This window comes from Lysobacter tyrosinilyticus (assembly GCF_054779815.1).
Genome location: NZ_BAAGXN010000014.1, coordinates 66,290 through 86,980, shown reverse-complemented (window position 1 = coordinate 86,980; position 20,691 = coordinate 66,290). Strand labels below are relative to the sequence as shown.

Annotated in this window: 20 protein-coding genes; 16 read left to right on the top strand and 4 right to left on the bottom strand. The window is 65.8% G+C overall.

The genetic code is table 11. From position 1 onward, the window contains the following. Positions 1 to 8 precede the first annotated feature (8 nt). A complete protein-coding gene (locus tag ACYVGK_RS16750) occupies positions 9 to 2,201 on the top strand; it encodes a S46 family peptidase (RefSeq protein ID WP_460735803.1) in 2,193 nt (730 codons plus the stop codon). Between the two features lie 82 nt (positions 2,202 to 2,283). Here the strand turns inward: ACYVGK_RS16750 and ACYVGK_RS16745 are convergent, their stop codons facing one another. Then, positions 2,284 to 2,679 carry a DUF3224 domain-containing protein gene (locus ACYVGK_RS16745; protein ID WP_460735801.1) on the bottom strand — a complete coding sequence of 132 codons (396 nt, stop codon included), beginning with the start codon at positions 2,677 to 2,679 and terminating at the stop codon, positions 2,284 to 2,286. 370 nt (positions 2,680 to 3,049) lie between these two features. Between ACYVGK_RS16745 and serA the strand changes: the two genes are divergently transcribed. The 8 genes from serA (at position 3,050) to ACYVGK_RS16705 (ending at position 11,859) form a co-directional block, all read left to right on the top strand. Next, a complete protein-coding gene (serA, locus tag ACYVGK_RS16740; RefSeq protein ID WP_460735799.1) occupies positions 3,050 to 4,615 on the top strand; it encodes a phosphoglycerate dehydrogenase in 1,566 nt (521 codons plus the stop codon). A 154-nt stretch (positions 4,616 to 4,769) separates the two neighbouring features. Beyond that, positions 4,770 to 5,414: a histidine phosphatase family protein gene (locus ACYVGK_RS16735; RefSeq protein ID WP_460735797.1), complete on the top strand. Its 645-nt coding sequence runs from the start codon at positions 4,770 to 4,772 to the stop codon at positions 5,412 to 5,414. A gap of 250 nt (positions 5,415 to 5,664) precedes the next feature. Continuing rightward, entirely contained in the window at positions 5,665 to 6,978 is a 1,314-nt protein-coding gene (gene folC, locus ACYVGK_RS16730) for a bifunctional tetrahydrofolate synthase/dihydrofolate synthase (RefSeq protein ID WP_460735795.1), read from the top strand. Between the two features lie 94 nt (positions 6,979 to 7,072). After that, entirely contained in the window at positions 7,073 to 8,095 is a 1,023-nt protein-coding gene (locus ACYVGK_RS16725; RefSeq protein WP_460735793.1) for an SPOR domain-containing protein, read from the top strand. A gap of 46 nt (positions 8,096 to 8,141) precedes the next feature. Further along, positions 8,142 to 8,876, top strand: coding sequence for a CvpA family protein (locus ACYVGK_RS16720; RefSeq protein ID WP_460735791.1), 735 nt, complete (start codon positions 8,142 to 8,144; stop codon positions 8,874 to 8,876). A 19-nt stretch (positions 8,877 to 8,895) separates the two neighbouring features. Further along, on the top strand, positions 8,896 to 10,371 hold the full coding sequence (purF, locus tag ACYVGK_RS16715; protein WP_460735789.1) for an amidophosphoribosyltransferase: 1,476 nt from the start codon (positions 8,896 to 8,898) through the stop codon (positions 10,369 to 10,371). A gap of 145 nt (positions 10,372 to 10,516) precedes the next feature. Continuing rightward, positions 10,517 to 11,338 carry a ferritin-like domain-containing protein gene (locus ACYVGK_RS16710; protein ID WP_460735787.1) on the top strand — a complete coding sequence of 274 codons (822 nt, stop codon included), beginning with the start codon at positions 10,517 to 10,519 and terminating at the stop codon, positions 11,336 to 11,338. Between the two features lie 161 nt (positions 11,339 to 11,499). Further along, positions 11,500 to 11,859, top strand: a complete 360-nt coding sequence (locus ACYVGK_RS16705; protein WP_460735785.1) for a COG3650 family protein — start codon at positions 11,500 to 11,502, stop codon at positions 11,857 to 11,859. Between the two features lie 115 nt (positions 11,860 to 11,974). Here the strand turns inward: ACYVGK_RS16705 and lpxH are convergent, their stop codons facing one another. After that, a complete protein-coding gene (lpxH, locus tag ACYVGK_RS16700; RefSeq protein ID WP_460735783.1) occupies positions 11,975 to 12,706 on the bottom strand; it encodes a UDP-2,3-diacylglucosamine diphosphatase in 732 nt (243 codons plus the stop codon). 188 nt (positions 12,707 to 12,894) lie between these two features. On the opposite strand from lpxH, the gene gltX reads away from it, so the two are divergent. Both gltX and ACYVGK_RS16690 read left to right on the top strand, forming a co-directional pair. Further along, complete coding sequence (gene gltX / locus ACYVGK_RS16695) at positions 12,895 to 14,298, top strand: glutamate--tRNA ligase (protein ID WP_460735781.1); 1,404 nt, start codon at positions 12,895 to 12,897, stop codon at positions 14,296 to 14,298. 9 nt (positions 14,299 to 14,307) lie between these two features. Further along, complete coding sequence (locus tag ACYVGK_RS16690; RefSeq protein ID WP_460735779.1) at positions 14,308 to 14,805, top strand: transcriptional repressor; 498 nt, start codon at positions 14,308 to 14,310, stop codon at positions 14,803 to 14,805. Between the two features lie 45 nt (positions 14,806 to 14,850). Here the strand turns inward: ACYVGK_RS16690 and ACYVGK_RS16685 are convergent, their stop codons facing one another. Further along, positions 14,851 to 16,092: an MFS transporter gene (locus ACYVGK_RS16685; RefSeq protein ID WP_460735777.1), complete on the bottom strand. Its 1,242-nt coding sequence runs from the start codon at positions 16,090 to 16,092 to the stop codon at positions 14,851 to 14,853. After that, positions 16,089 to 16,535, bottom strand: a complete 447-nt coding sequence (locus tag ACYVGK_RS16680; protein WP_460735775.1) for a MarR family winged helix-turn-helix transcriptional regulator — start codon at positions 16,533 to 16,535, stop codon at positions 16,089 to 16,091. The genes ACYVGK_RS16685 and ACYVGK_RS16680 overlap by 4 nt, the downstream gene beginning before the upstream one ends. Before the next feature lie 144 nt (positions 16,536 to 16,679). Here ACYVGK_RS16680 and ACYVGK_RS16675 point away from each other — a divergent pair, with 144 nt between their 5' ends. From ACYVGK_RS16675 to ACYVGK_RS16655, 5 genes are all read left to right on the top strand, one after another. Continuing rightward, positions 16,680 to 18,053, top strand: a complete 1,374-nt coding sequence (locus ACYVGK_RS16675) for a hypothetical protein (RefSeq protein WP_460735773.1) — start codon at positions 16,680 to 16,682, stop codon at positions 18,051 to 18,053. A 10-nt stretch (positions 18,054 to 18,063) separates the two neighbouring features. Continuing rightward, the gene (locus tag ACYVGK_RS16670) at positions 18,064 to 18,963 is read left to right on the top strand and encodes a metal ABC transporter substrate-binding protein (RefSeq protein ID WP_460735771.1); all 900 of its coding nucleotides are present in this window, start codon (positions 18,064 to 18,066) and stop codon (positions 18,961 to 18,963) included. Continuing rightward, a complete protein-coding gene (locus ACYVGK_RS16665) occupies positions 18,960 to 19,772 on the top strand; it encodes a metal ABC transporter permease (protein ID WP_460735769.1) in 813 nt (270 codons plus the stop codon). The genes ACYVGK_RS16670 and ACYVGK_RS16665 overlap by 4 nt, the downstream gene beginning before the upstream one ends. A gap of 36 nt (positions 19,773 to 19,808) precedes the next feature. Further along, positions 19,809 to 20,273, top strand: coding sequence for a MerC domain-containing protein (locus ACYVGK_RS16660; RefSeq protein WP_460735767.1), 465 nt, complete (start codon positions 19,809 to 19,811; stop codon positions 20,271 to 20,273). A 207-nt stretch (positions 20,274 to 20,480) separates the two neighbouring features. Next, positions 20,481 to 20,666: a 30S ribosomal protein THX gene (locus ACYVGK_RS16655; protein WP_460735765.1), complete on the top strand. Its 186-nt coding sequence runs from the start codon at positions 20,481 to 20,483 to the stop codon at positions 20,664 to 20,666. Positions 20,667 to 20,691 lie beyond the last annotated feature (25 nt).

The following is a 20,691-nucleotide window of genomic DNA, read 5'->3' as shown; positions in this document are numbered from 1 at the left end:
GACAAGCAATGCGTCTTACGTTGTTGGCTGGCGCCGTCGCCAGCGTGATGGCCGTCGCGGCCGTGCAGAACGTCCACGCGGGCGAGGGCATGTGGGTGCCGCAGCAGTTGCCGGAAATCGCCGGCCCGCTGAAGAAGGCTGGCCTCAAGCTCGACCCGAAGCAGCTCGCCGACCTGACCGGCGACCCGATGGGCGCGGTGGTAGCGCTGGCGGGATGCACCGCGAGTTTCGTGTCGCCGCAGGGCCTGGTGGTCACCAATCACCACTGCGCTTACGGCGCGATCCAGCTCAATTCGACGCCGGAAAGGAACCTGATCAAGGACGGCTTCATCGCCGCCAGCCAGGCCGGTGAAGTCTCCGCCGGCCCCAACGCGCGCATCTATGCGCTGGAATCGATTCGTGATGTCACCACCGAAGCGAAGGCCGCGATTGCCAATGCGCCGACGCCGCTGGCGCGCACGCAGGCACTCGACGCGCTGGAAAAGCGGCTGATTGCCGAATGCGAAGCCGGCGGCGGTTACCGCTGCCGTCTCTACACCTTCATGGGCGGCAACACCTATCGCCTGTTCAAGAACATCGAAATCAAGGACGTGCGCCTGGTCTACGCGCCGCCCCGCGCGATCGGCAACTACGGCGGCGAAGTCGACAACTGGATGTGGCCGCGCCACACCGGCGACTTCTCCTTCTACCGTGCCTACGTCGGCAAGGACGGCAAGCCCGCCGCATTCTCCGCCGACAACGTGCCGTACCAGCCCAAGCACTGGCTGAAGTTGGCCGACAAGCCGCTGGGCGCGGGCGACTTCGTGATGGTGGCCGGTTATCCGGGCCGCACGTCGCGCTACACACTGGCCAGCGAGTTCGACGATACCGCCGGCTGGACCTATCCGGTGGTCGGCGGGCACTACAAGAAGCTCGTCGCCATGGTGCTGGCCGCGGGCGAGAAGAATCCCGATATCGCGGTGAAATACGCCAGTACCGTGCGCGGCTGGCAGAACACGATGAAGAACTACGATGGCCAGCTCGCGGGCTTCCAACGCATCGATGCGGCCACGAAGAAGCATGACGGCGAAGCCGCATTGCTGGCCTGGCTGCGCAAGCAGGGCAAGTCGGGTCAGGCCGCACTCACGGCGCACGACACCCTCGTCGCGCTTGGCGATGCGGCGCGCACCACGCGTGAACGCGACCTGGTGTTCCGCAACTTCAGCGGCCAGGGCGTCGTCGGCGGCGCGGTCGATCTCTACCGCCTCGCGATCGAGAAGGCCAAGCCCGATGCCGAACGCGAGCAGGGCTTCCAGCAGCGCGACCTGGCGGCGTTCGAAGGCGGCATCAAGCAGATGGAGCGTCGCTACCACCCCGACATGGATCGCGAGCTGCAGGCGTATTGGCTGCGCGAGTACATCAAGCTGCCGGCGGCGCAACACGTCGCGGCCGTGGACGCGTGGCTCGGTGGCAACGACGAGGCCGCCGTGCAGCGCGCACTGGGCACGCTGGCCAAGAGCAAGCTCGGCAATCTCGACGAACGTATGAAGTGGTACACCGCCGATCGTGCCGCATTCGAGAACAGCGACGATCCGGCCATCCGCTACGCGATCGCGGTGATGCCGACGCTGCTCAAGCTGGAACAGGAGCTCAAGACCCGCGCCGGCGAAGCGCTGGTCGCGCGTCCGGTGTTCCTGCAGGCCCTGGCGGACTTCAAGAAGAGCCAGGGCGAATACGTCTATCCGGATGCCAACTCGTCGCTGCGCATCTCGTTCGGCAACGTCATGGGTTACACCAAGGCCGATGGCAGCAAGCAGGCGGAGTTCACCACGCTGGAACAGGTAGCGGCCAAGGCCACCAGCGTCGAACCTTTCGATGCGCCCAAGGCACAGCTGGATGCGATCGCCGCCAAGCGCTATGGCGGACTGCAGGACAAGCGCTTGGGCACGGTGCCGGTGAACTTCCTCTCCAACCTGGACATCACCGGTGGCAATTCCGGTTCGCCGGTGCTGGATGCGCACGGCAAGCTGGTCGGCCTGGCGTTCGACGGCAACTGGGAATCGGTGAGCAGCAACTGGGTGTTCGACCCGGTGATGACGCGCATGATCGCCGTCGATGCGCGCTACATGCGCTGGATCATGCAGGAAGCCTACGGTGCGCCGCAGTTGCTGTCGGAGCTGGGCGTGGGTGGCACCACGGGTGCGGCCAACACCGCGAAATAATTCGCGAAAGCGACGAAGCCAACAAAACGGGCCGGCATTTGCCGGCCCGTTTTGTTTTGCGTCATCGATGCGTGCGGCGTGTTCAGTCCAATGCGTATTCGAACGTATAGAAGTGCGCGCCGCCTTCGGCGATATCGATGTGCAGGCGACCCTGCAGGCCGGTGAGTTCGTCGGTGCCCGAATCGGGCACCACGGTGACCGTCAGCGATGCCTCGCCGCGATTCATCACGCCGTTGTGTTGCAGCATGAAGCGGCCCGAGCGCCCGGCGATGCGGCCGATCACGTGCTCCACCGCCACGTAGCCGGCCGATCCGGACGCCGGATTGCCTGCACTGAGCATTTCCACGACGCTGGTCGCATCCAGGTCGCCATGAAAACGCTTTTCGAAGCGGATGCGGCCGAACGCGGCTTCGCCGCCCGCATCGACGGACTCCATTGCGGTGCGTTTGACGTCGAAGGGACCTTTGATCTGTTGCATCGCCAAGTTCCAGTTGGGGAAGGCGCTGATGGTTTCACGGCGCGGCGCGACTGTGTTGGCGGATTCCGATCCGTAACGTTTCGCGCGTGTGCCGGTTTTAGCGGGTGCGGCCGTCGCAGCCTGGCCGCCGCCGCGATTTCATAAGCAACCGCTTGCGATTCCAGGGCCAACCTCTGCTAGGCTGTGCCCGTCGCGGATTCCCATGCCAGCCGGCCCCGTCTCCCGACCCGTGAGTAACACTCGCGTCCACGCCTTTCGTGCGACGCACGCGTCCCGCCATCCGGCCCAGCCGGGGCACCCAGGACGCCACAGGTCCAAGCTGTGCCGGCTCGCAGGCTTTCCGCGCTCCCTCTCTCACTAGGAGCTTGCGATGAAAGTACTGGCCTGCGATGGCATCCACGAAGACGGTCTTGCCCTGTTCCGCGACGCGGGATGGGACGTGCTCGTGGCCGCCGACCCGATCAAGGACCCCCAGGTCCTCGCCTTGGCCCTCGCCGATGTCGACGCCGTGCTGGTGCGTTCGGCCACCAAGGTGCCGGCCGAAGCGCTGGCCAACGTGCCGCACCTGAAGGTAATCGGCCGCGCCGGCGCCGGCGTCGACACCATCGACGTCGACGCCGCGACCAACAAGGGCATCGCGGTGATGAACGCACCCGACGGCAATACGCTCGCCGCCGCCGAACACGCAATCTCGCTGTTGTTCGCGCTCGCGCGCCACATTCCGCGCGCCGATGCCGGCATGAAGGCAGGCGAGTGGCCCAAGGCGGGCCTCACCGGTTTCGAACTGGAAGGCAAGAAGCTCGGCGTGATCGGACTGGGCCGCATCGGCGGCACCGTCGCGCGCAAGGCCCAGGGCATCGGCATGGAAGTCGCCGCGCACGATCCGTTCCTGCCGGCTTCCGCCGCGGGCAAGGGCAGCGTGCCGCTGAAGACGTTGGACGAACTGCTCGCCTGGGCCGACATCGTCACCCTGCATATCCCGCGCACCAAGGAAACCACCAACCTGCTTTCGGAAGAGCGCATGCGCGCCATGAAGAAGGGCGCGTACATCATCAACGCCGCACGCGGCGGGTTGGTCGACGAAGCCGCACTGCTGCGCTTGCTCGATGAAGGGCAGATTGCCGGCGCCGCGCTCGACACCTTCGCCACCGAACCGCTGCAGGCCGATTCGCCGCTACGCAAGCATTCCCAGCTGATCCTCACGCCACATCTGGGGGCATCGACCAGCGAAGCGCAGCAGGCCGTGAGCACCATCCTGGCGCGCCAGATCATCGACTTCGTCGCCACCGGCGCAGTCGCCGGATGCGTCAACCTGCCGCCGCTCACCGCCGAAGCCGCGCGCGAAGTCGGCCCGTGGATGCCGCTGATGACGTCGCTGGGCAAGCTGGCGTCGCGCCTGGTCGATGCCCCGACGAAACTCACCGTCACCTACGCCGGACGCACCGACGCGCTCGACACGCGCCCGTTGACGCGACTACTCGTCGCCGCGCTGCTCGGCACGCACTCGGGCCGCGTCACGCCGGTCAATGCACTGCAGGAAGCCGCGGGCCGTGGCCTGGTTGTGGCCGAAACCGTGGGCGGCGACGGCGATGGTTTCGACCGTCTGCTGCGCATCCGTGTGGAAGGTGGCAACAAGCCGCGCGAGATCGAAGCGACGCTGCATCGCGGCCCGCGTGTCGTGCGTCTGGATGGTGTGGAAATCGAATTCGATCCGCAGACGCACGTACTGTTGCTACGCAACGAGGATCGTCCCGGCATGATCGGTACGGTCGGTTCGCAGCTGGGCGCGGCCGGCATCAACATCGTCAACTTCGCCCTCGGTGCAGCCGGCGATGGCCAGGCCCGCGCGGCGATCACCGTCGACCAGCCGCTGACCGAGCCGCAACTCGACATGCTGCGCGCGACGCCCGGCGTGCTCTCGCTGCAGCAGGTCTGATTGCCCAAAGGCTCGTCGTCCCGGCGAACGCCGGAGGCGCTTTACAGCAGCCGAAGGCTGATCATCCAGCCTTTGATTCTGTTCCTGCAGCCAACGAAAAACTGGATCCCGGCGTACGCCGGGATGACGACAAAAATATTTCCGGACCGACTTCATGAAAATTCTTCTTGCACGTCACGGTGAAACTCCGTGGAACGCCGAAGGCCGCTATCAGGGCCAGGAAGACATCCCGCTCTCGCCTGTCGGTGAAGTGCAGGCGCGCGCGTTGGGCGAACGCCTGGCCGATGTGCGCATTGACCGCGCCATCGCATCGCCACTGGTGCGTGCCGCACGCACCGCGCAACTCGCTTTGGGCGACGAGCGTGCGGCGATGCTTGCGCTCGATGAAGGCCTCAAGGAAATCGCACACGGCACGTGGGAAGGACTGCTCGCGGAAGAAATCCGCGAACGCGATCCCGAGCGCATGCACGCCTGGCGCCATCAGCCGCACGAAGTGCTGATGCCCGAAGGCGAATCGCTGCAGCATGTGCTCGACCGCGCCTGGCCTGCGTTCGCGCGCGCCTGCGCAGGCATGGGGCCGCACGAGACGCTGTTGGTCGTCGCGCATGATGCGGTCAACCGCGTCCTGCTGTGTCGCATCCTCGGCATGCCGCTGGCGAAGCTGTGGTCGTTCCGGCAGGCGCCGACGACGCTCAATCTGCTGGAGGGGCCGGATGTGGATCATCTCGAGGTCGTTCGCTTGAACGACTGCAGCCATCACACCGCGTTGTTTGGGGAGGCGGTGCATCGGGCGTTGTGATGGCTCGTATTCGCCATCAACGACATTGAGTCGCCCGTCGCCACGACCCCTCACCCTGCGTCGCTGTGCGACGCGGTCCCTCTCCCCGCAAGCGGGGAGAGGGGCAAGCGGTGGCGAGTGGCGACGCCAAATCGTTGCACTTGTCCTTCTCCCTGCGTAGCGGGGAGAAGGTGCCCGAAGGGCGGATGAGGGGCGCTTTTGATTTGGCTGTTGCACCGGGGCGAGCCAAAGCCCGCCCTACAATATCGGCATGCCGCAATCCCTCCCCCAATGGCTCGACTACATCGAGCGCCAACACCCCAAAACCATCGACATGGGCCTCGACCGCGTGCGCGAAGTCGCCACACGCATGGGTCTGAAGAAGCCGGCGAAGAAGGTCATCACCGTCGGCGGCACCAACGGCAAGGGCTCCACCGTCGCCTTCATTGAAGCCATCGCCCGCGCAGCGGGCTGGAAAGTAGGTGCCTACACCTCGCCGCACCTGCTCGCCTATAACGAGCGCGTCCGCATCGACGGCGCCGATGCCGGTGACGCCGACCTCGTCGCTGCATTCGAGGCAGTGGAAGCCGCACGCGAAGCCACACTGCTCACGTATTTCGAATACGGCACGCTCGCGGCGCTGTGGCTGTTCGCGCGCAGCAAGCTGGATCTGGTCATCCTGGAAGTCGGTCTCGGCGGGCGCCTCGATGCGACCAACCTGGTCGATCCCGATGTCGCGGTGATCACTACCGTCGACCTCGATCACCAGGATTACCTGGGCAACGACCGCGAGGCGATCGGTTTCGAGAAGGCCGGTATCGCGCGTGCCTGGAAGCCGCTGGTGCTGGGCGACGACGATCCGCCCGCGAGCGTGCTGCGCCATGCCTATGCGATCGGGGCCAACTCGCTGCGCGCAGGTTGCGATTTCTTCTTCGCTACGGCGTCCGGTCCAGGCAACCGCTTCAGCCCCACCGATGCGACTCCGCCTGCGCCCGATCACTGGGCCTGGCGTGAGTTGCGCCACGCCATCGAACTGCCATTGCCGCAACTGGCCGCGCCCGTGCAGTTGCGCAATGCCGCCACCGCGATCGCCGCGCTGCGTGCACTGGGCAAGAAGCTGCCCACCGCAGCGATCGCCGAGGGGGTTGCGAACGCAAGCGTCGCCGGTCGGTTGCAGCGCTTCCAGCGCGGTGGAGTCGAAGTCGTGGTCGATGTCGGCCACAACCCCCAGGCCGCCCGCGAACTCGCCGAATGGTTGGCCGCCACCCCGACCGCCGGCAAGACCAGCGCCGTCTTCGCCGCACTCGGTGACAAGGACGCGCGCGGCGTGGTCGAGGCCCTGGCCGGGCGGATCGAAGCCTGGCACCTGGCCGGACTCGCCGAGCACGGGCCGCGCGGCGTGTCGGTGGCCGACTTCGCACAGCGGCTTGCTGGTACGGCAGCGGCCTCCGGTACGACTCATGCGACCGTCGCCGAGGCCCTGCGGGCGGTGCTGAAGGCCGCCGGGGAGGGCGACCGCATCCTGGTGTTCGGCTCCTTCCACACGGCCGCGGATGCGCTGAGCGAGTTGCAGACACCCGATTGAGGGCGGCACACCGGACGCGTTCATCATCGGCGCAGGGTGGGACGGGCGCGGCGCGGTTATAATTCGCGCGCATTCCCCCGAGGCCCCCGATTCGATGGAACCCGCCCTGAAGCAGCGAGTGGTCGGTGCAGTTGTGCTGGTGGCGTTGGCGGTGATTTTTCTGCCGATGCTGATCAAGGGCCCGGCGCCCGAAAGCGGCGTCTCCGATGTCCCCCTCAAACTCCCCGACGCCCCGCAGGGCGACGGTTCCGTGCAGACGCGCGAACTCCCGCTGGTGACGCCCTCTGCGGCGCCCACGAGCGGTGTGGTCGGCATGGATGCGAGCGGTACCCAGACGGCCGATGCCGCAGATCCGGCAGCAACCGAACCTCCCGCTTCGACCGGTCTGATGCCGGCCGCAACTGCGGGCGGCGACTACGCAGTCAGTTTCGGCCGCTATGCGACCGCTGCCGATGCCGAACGGGTCGTTGCGGCGCTGCACGGCGCGCAGCTCTCCGGTTATCAGGAAGCCACGACCGACAACGGCCGGACCCTGTACCGGGTCCGCATCGGACCGTTTGCGACCCAGGCCGAGGCCGAAGCAGCCCGCCTCCGTGCCGGTCAGGTCCGCAGCGACGTCGGAGCCAAGGTCGTGGTGCTGAACGCCGACACGGCCCAGCCCAAGGCGACCGAAGCGGCGCCCTCGTCCTCGCAGCCGCTCGCTGCTACGACCGCTCCTTCCAAGCCTGAACCGCTGGCCGAAACCAAGCCTGCTGTTACCAAGCCGCTCGAGCCGAAGCCGGCCGCTCCGGCCCCGAAGCCGGCTACCGTCACGCCGGCTCCGACCAAGCCCACGACCGTTGCCGCCGCGGCCAAGCCGACGCCGACCGCCGCGGCCGACACCGGCTTCGCCGTACAGCTGGGCGCGTTTTCGAGCGCGACCGAAGCCAACAAGCTGCGCGATCGCGCGCGCGCCGCGGGCCTGCGCGCCTTCGTCGAGTCCGTGCGGACCGACAAGGGCGTGCTGAGCCGCGTACGCGTGGGGCCCGTGTTGACCCGCGCCGAAGCCGACCAGCTGAAGACGCAGGTCGTGGCCAAGCTTGGTATCGGCGACGCGATCGTCAAGCCGCATCCGTGACGCCGTGGCGTCGCGGGTGAAGCAAGAGATGTAGGAGCGACAAGCCATGACGGCGCTGGACTGGGTATTGCTGCTGATCGTCGGCGTGTCGGGCCTGCTTGGCCTGCTGCGCGGAATGATCGGCGTGGTGATGTCGCTGGTGGCTTGGCTGCTCGCGGGATTGGCCGCATATCTGTTCGGTGGCGACGTCGGGCGCAGCCTGGTCTCGGACGGCCAGCTCGGCTGGGGTGAATACCTCGCCGGCTATGCACTGAGCTTCGTCGTGGTGTGGATCGCGGTGGCGCTGGTCGGGCTGCTGGTGCGCCGGATGGCGCAGGAAGCCGGACTGTCGGGCGTGGACCGGTTGTTCGGCTTCGGCTTCGGTCTGGTGCGCGGCGTGTTCCTGGCCTGCGTGCTGGTGCTGATGCTCGGATTGACCAGCATCCCCGGCAAACGCGCCTGGCACGAGTCGACCGGTGTCGCGACGCTGCTGCCGGTGGCGAAGTGGATGCGTAACGCAATGCCGCCGTGGATGGCGCAGCGCGTGGACCTGGAAGGACGCGGTAGATCGCTGCAGGCCCAGGTACAGGCCGAGGCGAAGCAACTCAAGCAGGTGATGCCGGACGGACTCATCCAGGACGCGCTGCCGAATGGCGCGCTGCCGGATTCGCTTCCGCAGGCCTTGCCCCAGATTCTCCCGTCGGTGTTGCCGAAGCAGTCGGCGCCGCGGACCGATCCAAAACTGGTTACCCCGGATCCGCCGTCGCAGGGCACGCCGCCCGACGACAAGCGCGTCCACTGACACACGAAGGTTTATTGCTATGTGCGGCATTCTTGGAATCGTCGGCAACACGGATGTCGCCGCCCAGCTGTATGACGGACTCTCGGTGCTGCAGCATCGCGGCCAGGACGCGGCCGGCATTGCCACCGCCGACGGCGGCAAGCTGCGCGTGCACAAGGGCAATGGCCTGGTCAGCGACGTGTTCGGCGAGGACGAGATGCTGCTGCTGCAGGGTAAGTTTGGTATCGCGCATTGCCGCTATCCGACTGCCGGCTCGGAAGGCTCCGACGAAGCGCAGCCGTTCTACGTGAATTCGCCCTACGGCATCGCGCTGGCGCACAACGGCAACCTGATTAATACCGACAAGCTGCGTCGCGAGGTGTTCGAACAGGACCGTCGCAACGTCAACACCGAGTCCGACTCCGAAGTGCTGCTCAATGTGTTCGCGCACGAGCTCGACACGCAGAAGGCGCTGACGCCCGACGCCGTGTTCAGGGCGATCGAAGGCGTGACCCGTCGCTGCATCGGCGGCTACGCGGTGGTGGTGTCGGTGTTGGGGCTGGGCCTGGTGGCGTTCCGCGATCCGCACGGCATCCGCCCGCTGGTGCTGGGCAAGCGCGCCGGCAAGAACGGCGCTTCCGACGAATACGCCGTCGCCTCCGAATCGGTGGCGCTGGATCTGCTTGGTTTCGAACGCATGCGCGACGTTGCCCCGGGCGAATGCATCCTCGTCACCGCACGCGGCGAGCTGTTCACCAAGCAGTGCGCGCCGGCACAGACGCACACCCCGTGCATCTTCGAATACGTGTACTTCGCCCGCCCCGACTCGATGATGGACAACATCTCGGTGCACAAGGCACGCATGCGCATGGGCCAGAAGCTCGGCGAGAAAATCCTGCGCCTGATGCCCGAGCATGACATCGACACGGTGATCCCGATTCCGGACACCTCGCGCGACGCCGCGCTGGAAATCGCCAACGTGCTGGGCGTGAAGTACCGCGAAGGCTTCATCAAGAACCGCTACGTCGGCCGCACCTTCATCATGCCGGGGCAGGGTCAGCGCGCGAAGTCGGTGCGCCGCAAGCTCAATCCGATTCCGCTGGAATTCAAGAATCGCGTCGTGCTGTTGGTAGACGACTCGATCGTGCGCGGCACCACCTCGCAGCAGATCGTGCAGATGGCGCGCGACGCCGGCGCGCGCAAGGTCTACCTCGCGTCCGCCGCGCCGCCGGTGCGTTATCCGAATGTCTACGGCATCGACATGCCGTCGGCCGAGGAACTGGTCGCACACGACCGCAGCGAGGAAGAAGTGCAGAAGCTGCTCGGCTGCGATTGGCTGATCTACCAGGATCTGGCTGATCTGGAAGAAGCCGTGTCTGGGCCGAAGCAGCGCATGGAGCACTTCGATTCTTCGTGCTTCAACGGTCAGTACGTGACCGGTATCGAGGAGGGTTACTTCGAGCGCATCAAGCAGCTTCGATCGGACGAGGCGAAGAAGACGCGGCGGGCGTCGTAAGACTTTTGCGAGCCCGGCACTATTGTCGTCATCCCGGCGAATGCCGGGATCCAGCCTCTGACGTTGCTTCGTCAGTCATCGATATGTACTGGACTGAAACCCAGGAACTGGATCCCGGCATTCGCCGGGATGACGATCAAAGACGATGAGAGAGTCGCTTTTCGAAGCTGCGCGATCCTGTCTCGACGCATCCGCGCCCGGAGACAAGGTCGCGCGTACCTTCGCAGCGGTGGCGGCGTTCGAGCGTGGCGAACTGCCGATTCCCGGCGACGCGCCCGCACCCGAACCGATCTGCATGCCCGGCCGCCCCGAGCGACCCAAACTCGTGCATCCGCGCGAATTGCCGCGCCGCGGCTTCGGCACGAACGAGGGGCGCGCCGCTTTCATCCACGCCGTGGCGCATATCGAATTCAATGCGATCGATCTGGCATGGGATGCGGCGTATCGCTTCCGCGGCATGCCGCCCGGGTTCTACGCGGACTGGATCGGCGTCGCCCACGACGAAGCGCGCCACTTCGTGATGCTACGTGAACGCCTGCAACAGTTCGGGCACGACTACGGCGATTTCGACGCGCACAACGGTTTGTGGGAAATGGCGGAAAAAACCGCGCACGACGGCCTCGCGCGCATGGCGCTGGTGCCGCGGGTGCTGGAGGCGCGCGGCCTCGACGTCACCCCGGGCATGATCGTGAAGCTGCGTTCGCTCGGCGACGATACGACCGCCGACATCCTGGAGGTGATCCTGCGCGAGGAAGTCGCGCACGTGGCCGCCGGCTCGCGCTGGTATCGCTGGCATTGCGAGCGTGCGGGGGTAGAGCCGCGCACGCGTTTCCGCGAACTGTTGCGCGAATACGCCAGTGGCGTCTTGCACGGGCCGTTCAACACCGAGGCGCGTCTGGCGGCGGGGTTCGACCCGGACGAACTACACAGCCTGCAGGCCGAAGCCGCCGCTGTCACTCCGCGATAACATCCGCGCCACTAGCGTGCGCCGATCTCAATGAGTCGAGTCCGATGATGCGAATTCGAATGCTTCCGGCCGCCATCCTGTGTGCGACGACGGCATTGCTCGTGGCCTGCCCACGTTCGGTCCAGCCTGCTCCACCGTCCTCCGCAGCGGAGTCGTCTTCGATGAGCCAGTCAGACAACGAAGCATCCGGCGCCAAGGGCAAGCGCGCCGCGGGTCAGGAAAACGAACCGCTGATGGCTTGGCGTGGGTTCGGCACCGAACCGTTCTGGCAGGCGCGTGTCGACGGCGATGATCTGTATTTCTCGACGCCGGACGACCAGGAAGGCCGGTTGATGCATGGGCGGCGCGTGCCTTCGCTCGTTGGCTTCGTCTATATCGGCACGGACGGCGAGAAGGACTTCCATCTCGACATCAGTCCGGGTCAATGCAGCGACGGCATGTCCGATAATCGCTACGACCACGTGGCGACCTTCATTTACGGCGACATCACCTACAAAGGGTGTGGTGAAGCGGCGAAGTGACGCGAGGGTTGGTCGCGTGAAATGTAGAAATGTAGGCTGGGTTGGCTTCATCAACCCAGCCTCGATGACACGCATTGCTGGGTTGATGGCCAACCCAGCCTACGGTGGCTGTGTCTTAGAGCGACGTCAGTTTCGCTTCGTCCTTCGAAACGCGCAGCACTGAGCCTTGGTCGTACCAATCCCCCAGCACGATGCGCTGATGTGCACGCTCAACGATCTGCAGATCATGGATTGCCGGTCGATGCGTATGGCCATGGATCAGGCGCGCAATGCCGAAGCGAGCCAACGTCGATTCCACGGTTTCGGGACTGACGTCGGTGATCGACTCCATCGTCCCCTTGTCCTGCAGCCCCGACTGGTGCGCCTTGCTCGCCGCACGCGCCTGCTGCGCGAACGCGATGCGGGCGGCCAGCGGCTGCGACAGGAAATGCTGCTGCCACGCCGGATTGCGCACCTGGGCGCGGAACTGCTGGTAGGCGAGATCGTCGGTGCACAGCGTGTCGCCGTGCATGAGCAGCGTGGGCTGGCCATACAGCACCACTACCGCCGGATCGGGAAGGACGGTCATGCCCGCACGGCGCGCGTAATCATCGCCGAGCAGGAAATCGCGGTTGCCGCGGATGAAGTACACCGGCACTCCAGCGTCCGACAGCGTCTTCAGCTCGCGCGCGACGAAGGCGCCGGTTTCGGATGGATCGTCGTCGCCCACCCAGGCCTCGAACAGGTCGCCCAGGATGTACAGCGCGTCGGCGCCGCGGGCTTGTTCACGCAGAAAGCGGCCGAACAGCTCGGTGACCTGCGGACGCTCGGCATCGAGGTGCAGGTCGGAAATGAAAAGGGTGGTCATGGACGAATTGTAGAGAGCGGAGCGGTGAGGCCGCGACTGACTAAGGTCCCCTTGACGCGGTGCCGTCTTCGCGGCTGACGCGAGCGCCTCATTTGCGGGCCTAGGTTGCCGCTGCGCCGGGCCCCAGGACGGCAGGCTCCTCCTACACCCGTTAAAATTCTCCCTTTCCGCCGTTCCCGAGCACCACGATGACCCGCACCCGCTTCGCCCCCAGTCCCACCGGCTACCTGCACATCGGCGGCGCGCGCACCGCGTTGTACTGCTGGCTGGAGGCGCGCCGCCATGGCGGGCAGTTCATCCTGCGCATCGAGGACACCGACCAGGAACGCAGCACCCAGGCGGCGATCGACGCGATCCTCGACGCCATGCAATGGCTCGGCCTGGGCTACGACGAAGGCCCGATCTACCAGACCCATCGTCTCGACCGTTATCGCGAAGTCGCCGAGCAACTCGTCGCGTCCGGTCGCGCGTACTACGCCTACGAGACCAAGGAAGAGCTCGAAGCCATGCGCGAAGCCGCGATGGCGAAGAACGAGAAGCCGCGCTACAACGGCGCGTATCGCGAGCAGAACGCCGGTTTCCGCGACGATCCCAATCGCGTAATCCGCTTCAAGAATCCGCTCGACGGCGTCGTCGCGTGGGAGGACAAGGTCAAGGGCCGCATCGAGATCAGCAATACCGAACTCGACGACCTGGTGATCTTCCGTTCCGACGGCTATCCGACCTACAACTTCGCCGTCGTCGTCGACGACATCGACATGACGATCAGCGACGTGGTGCGTGGCGACGACCACGTCAACAACACGCCGCGCCAGATCAACATCTATCACGCGCTGGGCAAGCCGGTGCCGCATTTCGCGCACTTGCCGATGATCCTCGACGAGCACGGCGCCAAGCTGTCCAAGCGTACTGGCGCCGCCGACGTGATGCAGTATCGCGATGCCGGCTATCTGCCGCATGCGCTGCTGAACTATCTGGTGCGCTTGGGCTGGTCGCACGGCGACCAGGAGATCTTCTCGATCGCCGAGATGACTTCGCTGTTCGATCTGAAGGATGTGAACGCGAAGGCCTCGCGTCTGGATCCGGCCAAGCTCGGCTGGCTCAACCAGCAGTACCTGAAGAGCGACGATCCGAACGACGTCGCCAAGCATCTGGAATGGCATCTGCTCAACAACGGCTTTGACCTGGCGAAGGGCCCGAAGCCGGCCGACATCGTGATCGCCCTGCGCGATCGCGTGCAGACGCTGAAGGACATGGCCGAACGCGCGGCGGTGTGGTTCCAGCCGCTGACCCAGTACGACGAAGCCGCGGTCGCCAAACACCTCACCGCCGCCGCGCAGGCGCCGCTGGCCGATGCGCGCGAGCGCCTGGCCAAACTCGCTTCGTGGACCGCTGAATCGGTCGCCGCGGCGCTGCACGAGACCGCCGAAGCGCTGGGCATCGGCATGGGCAAGGTCGCCCAGCCCATGCGCGTGGCGATCACTGGAACCCAGGTCAGCCCGGACATCTCGCAGACGGTGTACCTGGCCGGCCAGGGCGAGGCGGTCGCGCGCATCGACGCGGCCCTTGCAAAGCTGCCGGTCGGGGCATAAATCAGGGCCATGGGCCACAGCCACGCCTGCACCGATCCCAAGCACCACGTGCACGACGCCGATGCGTTCGTGCGCGAGGTCGAGCGCGCGTGCGAGCAGCGCGGTCTGCGCCTGACGCCGCTGCGTGCCAACGCGCTCCGGCTGATTGCCGCAGCAGGCCGGCCGATCAAGGCTTACGACCTGCTCGACCAGATGAAGGCCACGCATGACGCCGCCGCGCCGCCGACGGTGTATCGCGCGTTGGACTTCCTGCTCGAGCACGGCTTCATCCACAAGCTCGCGTCAATTAATGCCTACGTCGGCTGCCATCACCCCGGTGGCGAACAGCACGCAGTGCCATTCCTGATCTGTGATCGCTGCCAGTCGGCGACCGAGCTCGAAGACGCCGACATCGTCGATTCGCTCGACGCCAGCGCCCGCGCGCTCGGCTTCGTGCCGCAGGCGCAGACGCTGGAAGTGCACGGGCTCTGCGCGGACTGCGCGAAGCAGAACGCAGCCGCTGTTTGATCCGCCGGTATTGACCCGCCGCAGTTTCGCGGCTGCGGCGAAACATCACGCCGCCGCGGGATGCAGCAAGACCTTGGATTCCCGAATCGGCAGGTTGGCCGCCGCCGCGAGCAGCGCCAGCACGATGTCCGCGTACCACATCCAGGTGTAGCCGCCGAAGCGTTCGACGACGAGGCCGCCGACCCACGCGCCTAGGAAGCCACCGATCTGGTGCGACAACAGGGTGAGGCCGAACAGCGTGCCCAGATAGCGCGGGCCGAACAGCTTGCCGACCAGGCCCGCGGTAGGCGGCACGGTCGCGAGCCAGGTCAGGCCGAGACCGGCGGCAAACAGGTAGAACGTAAGCGGCGTCGGCGGTGAAATCACGTAGACCGCGATCAGCGCCGCGCGGCTGGCGTACATCAGCGCCAGCAGATGCTTCATGCGGAAGCGTTGCCCTAGCCAGCCGATGCCGAGGCTGCCACCGATGTTGAACAGGCCGATCAGGCCCAGGCTGATCGCCGATACCTGCGGCGACAGGCCGCACATCGCGATTTCGGTCGGCAGGTGCGTCACCAGGAACGCGATGTGCACGCCGCAGGTGAAGAAGCCGATGTGCAGGCACCAGTAGCTGCGATCGCGCAGGGCGATGCGTACTTGCTCGCGCAGAGTGATGCCCGATGTCGCAGCGGTGGCTGCAGTCGAAGAGCTGCCGGCTTCGCGACGACGTAACGGCCAGGCCAGCGGCAGCGTCGACAACGCGGTGATGGCGAGTGCCCACATCGCCGATGCCCAACCGAACGCGCTGATCAGCGCCTGCACGAACGGCGCGAATACGAACTGCCCGAACGAGCCGCCCGCGTTGATCACGCCGCCGACCATCGAGCGCTTCGTCGCCGGTACATGCTGTGCAGTGGCACCGATCAGCACCGAGAAGCTGCCAGCACCGGCGCCCGCGGCGGTGAGCACGCCGAGCGTCATCATCAAACCCCATTGCGAATCGAAGAGTGGCACCAGCGCGGTGCCGGCGATCAACAACACACCGCCGACGACCAGTACGCGTCCCGGGCCCTTCTGATCCGCGATCGCACCGAACAACGGCTGCACCGCGCCCCACACGAACTGACCGATCGCCAACGCGAAACTGATCTGCGCGATGCCCAATCCGGTCGCCTTGCCGATCGGGCTGACGAACAGGCCCATCGACTGGCGGATGCCCATGGTCACCATCAACGTTGCCGTTGCGGCGAGTACCAACGGCCAGTAATGCCTGGAAGTAGCGGAAACGGTCGTCTGTGGAATGCTCATGCGGTTCGGCTTTCTTCGAGTTGTTGCATGGCGTGGTCGAGATGAGAGTGCAGGGCGTCGACACCCGGGGTGCCCAGGAGTACTTCGACGGCGTCCTGTGCCTTGCGCCACAGTGGCAGCGCAGTATCGAGCGCGGTCTTGCCCGCAGCAGTGACGCTGATGCAACGCTGGCGTGCGTCTGTGGTGCCCTGCGAGAGTTCGACCCAGCCCGCAGCGGCCAGCGGCTTGATGTCGCGTGTAAGCGTGGTGCGGTCCATGCCGAGCTCACGAGCGAGTTCGCCAACCGGCCGTGGGCCGCGCGAGGCACGGCGCAGGATCGAGTACTGGTTGATGTTGAGGCCTGCGGGGGCGAGTTCGCGGTCGTAGCGCTGGCTGATCAGGCGCGACAACCGGCGCAGTCGGAAGCAGGTGCAGGGGCTGGAGAAGGGGAGTGGTTCTGGCATGTAAGTGTATATACACCTATATGACTGAGCTCGCGAGTTCGATCGGGAACTGACTGGCCCTTTCCCAGTCTATTGACCGCCGGGATCAATTGTTATGTTATTACATCCTGTAGATCAGCCCTCAACCCAAGAGCCACGGTTTCTATGCGGAAGTCCCTGCTTACCTTGTGCGTCCTGAGTGCGCTCGCCGCACCGCCTGCTTTTGCCGGCGACCCCGCTACCGATCGCCGCATCGAGGCCCTGGAAGCGCAGGTCAAAGCGCTGCAGGCCGAGCTGCAGGCGCTGAAAACCCAACCGACAGCGACGACGCCGGCACCGGCAAGTAGTGAGCAAGCCGAAATCGACGCGCTGGCGGCCTCGCCGGAAGCGGAAGCAACACCGGCGTCGACTACCGATGCAACCGCCTCCGTCGCTGCGTCCGCCGGCACAACGAGTGCGAGCGGCGCCAACGGCAACGCCTTCAATCCGGCGATCAGCATCATCCTCAACGGCAGTTACTCGCATCACTCGCTGGATCCGGACAGCTATACGCGCGCCGGCTTCCCGCTGGTGGGCGAGAGTGGTCCGAGTGCGAACGGCTTCTCGCTCGGTGAGAGCGAGGTGTCCTTTGCCGCCAACATCGACGACAAGTTCTATGGGCAGCTGACCGTCGCGATGGAGAGCGAGGACGGCGAGGACCACCTCGGCGTCGAAGAGGCCTACATCGATACCACCGCGTTGCCGGCCGGTTTCAACCTGCGCATGGGCCGATTCTTCTCCAACATCGGCTACCTCAACAGCCATCACGCGCACACCGACAACTTCTTCGACCGCCCGCTGGCCTACCAGGCCTTCCTCGGCGGCCAATACGGTGACGATGGCGTGCAGCTGCGCTGGGTCGCACCAACCAGCCTGCTGTTCGAAGTCGGCGGCGAAGTGCTGCGTGGCCAGAACTATCCCAGCGGCGGCGCGCAGCACGGCGGTTTGGGCACGCGCACGCTGTTCGCGCATGTCGGTGGCGACGTCGGCACCGAGAACGAGTGGCTCGCGGGCGTGTCGATGCTCAAGACCAGGACCGAAGGCGGCGAAGACGGCTTCAACGGTGACGCCAAGGTCTATGTCGCTGATGCGACCTGGAAATGGGCGCCACAGGGCAACTTCAAGGACGGCGGCATCACCCTGCGCGGGGAATATTTCCGCGACGATCGCAACGGTGTCTTCGTCGATCCCGAGGACGACACCATCACGTCGCTGTGGGATGGCCAGCGCCGCGGCGGCTATTTCGAAGCGGTCTATCGCCTCAATCGCTTGTGGGACGTCGGCTATCGCTACGACAAGCTGTGGGCCGACAACGGTGGCCCGTATGCCAGCGACTACGATCCGTACCGACACAGCGCGGAACTCACCTGGCGTAACAGCGAATTCAGCCTGTTCCGCCTGCAGTTGAGTCACGACAAGCCGAATGCGGACGACAGCGACAACGCCGTCACCGTGCAATACCAGACCAGCCTCGGCGCGCATGGCGCGCATAAGTTCTAAGGAACGCATCATGAAGCTCTTCACTATTCCCGCATTGCTGCTCGCCGCGCTGGTATCGACACCCGCACAGGCCAAGTTGAGTGTGTTTGCCTGTGAACCGGAGTGGGGCTCGCTCACCCAGGAACTGGCCGGCGACAAGGTCGACATCGCTGTCGGTACTTCTGCGTTGCAGGACGTGCATCAGATCGAAGCCAAGCCGAGCCTGATTGCCAAGGTGCGCAGCGCGGATCTGCTGGTATGCACCGGCGCCGAGCTCGAAGTGGGTTGGTTGCCGCAGCTGATCCGCCAGTCGGGCAATTCGAAGATTGCTTCCGGCAACGGCAATTTCATGGCCGCCGCGCAGGTCAAGACGCTGGAGAAGCCGACCGCGCTCGATCGCGCCTACGGTGATGTGCATCCCGACGGCAATCCGCACGTGCAGATGGATCCGCGCCGCGTACTCGTGATCGCGAAGGCTCTCGATGCGCGCCTGGTGCAACTCGATCCGGCGAATGCCTCGACCTATCAGCAGCGCCTCGACAGCTTCACCAAGCGCTGGCTGGCGGCGATGGCGAAGTGGAAGGCGCAGGCCGCACCGCTCAAGGGCCGCAACGTCGTCGTCCACCACATCAGCTGGGTCTATCTGTGGGACTGGCTGGGCATGAACCAGATCGGCGCGCTTGAACCCAAGCCCGGCGTGCCACCGACCAGCGCGCATCTGGCGAGCCTGATCGCCACCACCAAGAACGGCAACACGCTCGCGATCGTGCGTGCGGCCTACCAGGACGGCAAGCCGTCCGAATGGCTGGCCGGCCGCACTGGCGTGCCGGCGGTGGCGCTGCCGTTCTCCGTGGGTGGCGATGCGCAGTCGAAGGATCTGTTCGGCCTGTTCGACTCCACCATTTCCAAGTTGCTGGGAGCCGCCAAGTGACACTCAATTGGGAAGGTCTCGATATCAGCATCCTCGGCCCGGCCTGCGTCGCTGGCCTGGTGGTGCTGTCCACGCACGTGCCGTTGGGCAAGCAGGTGTTGTCGCGCGGCATCATCTTCATCGACCTGGCGATCGCGCAGATCGCCGGCCTCGGCGTGATCCTCGCGCAGTATTTCGGTATCGACGAACACGGCCTGGGCGTGCAGGTCGCGGCGGCCGCGGCCGCATTGGCCGGTGCCGGCCTGCTGTCCTGGACCGACCGGCGCTGGCCGGAATACCAGGAGCCGTTGATCGGCACCCTGTTCGCATTGGCCGCCACCGGCGGTCTGCTGTTGTTGGCCGACAACCCGCAGGGCGGGGAGCACCTCAAGGATCTTCTGGTGGGCCAGATCCTTTGGGTCAGCTATTCGCAGCTGATCCCCGCCGCGGTGTTGTCGGTAGCCCTGCTGGCTTTCATGTGGCTGCGTGGCGGAAAGCTGGCAGGGCTGTTGTTTTATGCGCTGTTCGCGCTGGCGATCACCGCCTCGGTGCAGCTGGTCGGTGTGTACCTGGTGTTCGCCAGCCTGATCGTGCCGGCACTGGCGACAGCCGGAATGAAGGGCCGCGGCAGGCTGGTCGCCGCCTATGCGATCGGCGCGGCGGGCTACGTCCTCGGCCTGGGTCTGTCGGCGGTGCTCGACCTACCCAGCGGCGCCATGATCGTCTGGACCCTGGCCGGTTGCGCCCTACTGGCCCAGGCCATTCCTGCGGTGCGTCGCTCGCACCCCGCCCATGAAACGGACCGGGCGGTTTTCGACGCGGCCGCCTGATGGGTTGATGGAATGCAACTGTTACAATGTAACGCAATGAGCGATTTCCCCCCTCGCCCCAGCCTCCACCGCAGCACCCGGTCGCTTATCGACCGGCTGGGCGCCGTCGGCTCGCTGCTGTGTGCGATCCATTGCGCGTTGCTGCCGCTGTTGATCGCATCGCTGCCGTCGCTGGGCGTGGCGGCTTGGTTGGGGGACGACTTCGAACGCGGTTTCGTCCTGTTCGCCACGATGCTGGGCCTGTTCAGCGTGGTCTGGGGCTACCGCCGTCACGGTGCGGTGCGCGCGTTGGGCCTGCTGCTGCCGGGACTGGCAGCGCTGTGGACCGGCATCCTCTATGGTCCGTTGCACCATGCCCTGATCCCGCACGCCATCGCCATGACCTTCGGCGGCACGCTGGTGGGGCTGGCGCACGTGGCCAATTTGCGGCTCAACCACGGGCACGTTCACGACGGCACCGACCGATGCTGCGCACCGGTCGATCCCAAAGATTTTGCTTAGCAAAATCTTTGGGCCCCAGCTCCGGGCCTCCAATCCCCGCGGCTTCGCCGCGCCCCCTTACTAAGGGGGCTCAGCTCCAGCTGGTTGGCTGCAACCCGAGGTCGGAGAGGTGGGCGGGCGTGCTAGACTTCGCGGTCTCGCGCGCGACGCGATTTCTCGTAACCCCGCACCCAACGTGCGGACTTTGACAGCTTCAGGAGCACGAACATGGGCAAGGGCGACCGCAAGACCGCCAAGGGCAAGCGTTACAACTCCAGCTACGGCAACGCCCGCAGCGCCACCGTGACCAAGGCCGCTGGCACCGCCACCGCGCCGGTGGCCAAGAAGGCCGCAGCTAAGACCGTTTCCAAGGCGCCGGCCAAGAAGGCCGTGGCCAAGAAGACCGCCGCCTAAGGCGCGTTCTTCCCCGGAACATGAA

Bases quoted from the DNA above. Each gene is read 5' to 3' on its own strand.
- gltX (WP_460735781.1), top strand. From the start codon at position 12,895: ATGACCCGCACCCGCTTCGCCCCCAGTCCCACCGGCTACCTGCACATC.
- ACYVGK_RS16725 (WP_460735793.1), top strand. From the start codon at position 7,073: ATGGAACCCGCCCTGAAGCAGCGAGTGGTCGGTGCAGTTGTGCTGGTG.
- ACYVGK_RS16685 (WP_460735777.1), bottom strand. From the start codon at position 16,092: ATGAGCATTCCACAGACGACCGTTTCCGCTACTTCCAGGCATTACTGG.
- lpxH (WP_460735783.1), bottom strand. From the start codon at position 12,706: ATGACCACCCTTTTCATTTCCGACCTGCACCTCGATGCCGAGCGTCCG.
- ACYVGK_RS16745 (WP_460735801.1), bottom strand. From the start codon at position 2,679: ATGCAACAGATCAAAGGTCCCTTCGACGTCAAACGCACCGCAATGGAG.
- ACYVGK_RS16705 (WP_460735785.1), top strand. From the start codon at position 11,500: ATGAGCCAGTCAGACAACGAAGCATCCGGCGCCAAGGGCAAGCGCGCC.
- ACYVGK_RS16675 (WP_460735773.1), top strand. From the start codon at position 16,680: ATGCGGAAGTCCCTGCTTACCTTGTGCGTCCTGAGTGCGCTCGCCGCA.
- purF (WP_460735789.1), top strand. From the start codon at position 8,896: ATGTGCGGCATTCTTGGAATCGTCGGCAACACGGATGTCGCCGCCCAG.
- ACYVGK_RS16670 (WP_460735771.1), top strand. From the start codon at position 18,064: ATGAAGCTCTTCACTATTCCCGCATTGCTGCTCGCCGCGCTGGTATCG.
- ACYVGK_RS16655 (WP_460735765.1), top strand. From the start codon at position 20,481: ATGGGCAAGGGCGACCGCAAGACCGCCAAGGGCAAGCGTTACAACTCC.
- ACYVGK_RS16690 (WP_460735779.1), top strand. From the start codon at position 14,308: ATGGGCCACAGCCACGCCTGCACCGATCCCAAGCACCACGTGCACGAC.
- folC (WP_460735795.1), top strand. From the start codon at position 5,665: ATGCCGCAATCCCTCCCCCAATGGCTCGACTACATCGAGCGCCAACAC.
- serA (WP_460735799.1), top strand. From the start codon at position 3,050: ATGAAAGTACTGGCCTGCGATGGCATCCACGAAGACGGTCTTGCCCTG.
- ACYVGK_RS16735 (WP_460735797.1), top strand. From the start codon at position 4,770: ATGAAAATTCTTCTTGCACGTCACGGTGAAACTCCGTGGAACGCCGAA.
- ACYVGK_RS16750 (WP_460735803.1), top strand. From the start codon at position 9: ATGCGTCTTACGTTGTTGGCTGGCGCCGTCGCCAGCGTGATGGCCGTC.
- ACYVGK_RS16710 (WP_460735787.1), top strand. From the start codon at position 10,517: ATGAGAGAGTCGCTTTTCGAAGCTGCGCGATCCTGTCTCGACGCATCC.
- ACYVGK_RS16720 (WP_460735791.1), top strand. From the start codon at position 8,142: ATGACGGCGCTGGACTGGGTATTGCTGCTGATCGTCGGCGTGTCGGGC.
- ACYVGK_RS16660 (WP_460735767.1), top strand. From the start codon at position 19,809: ATGAGCGATTTCCCCCCTCGCCCCAGCCTCCACCGCAGCACCCGGTCG.
- ACYVGK_RS16680 (WP_460735775.1), bottom strand. From the start codon at position 16,535: ATGCCAGAACCACTCCCCTTCTCCAGCCCCTGCACCTGCTTCCGACTG.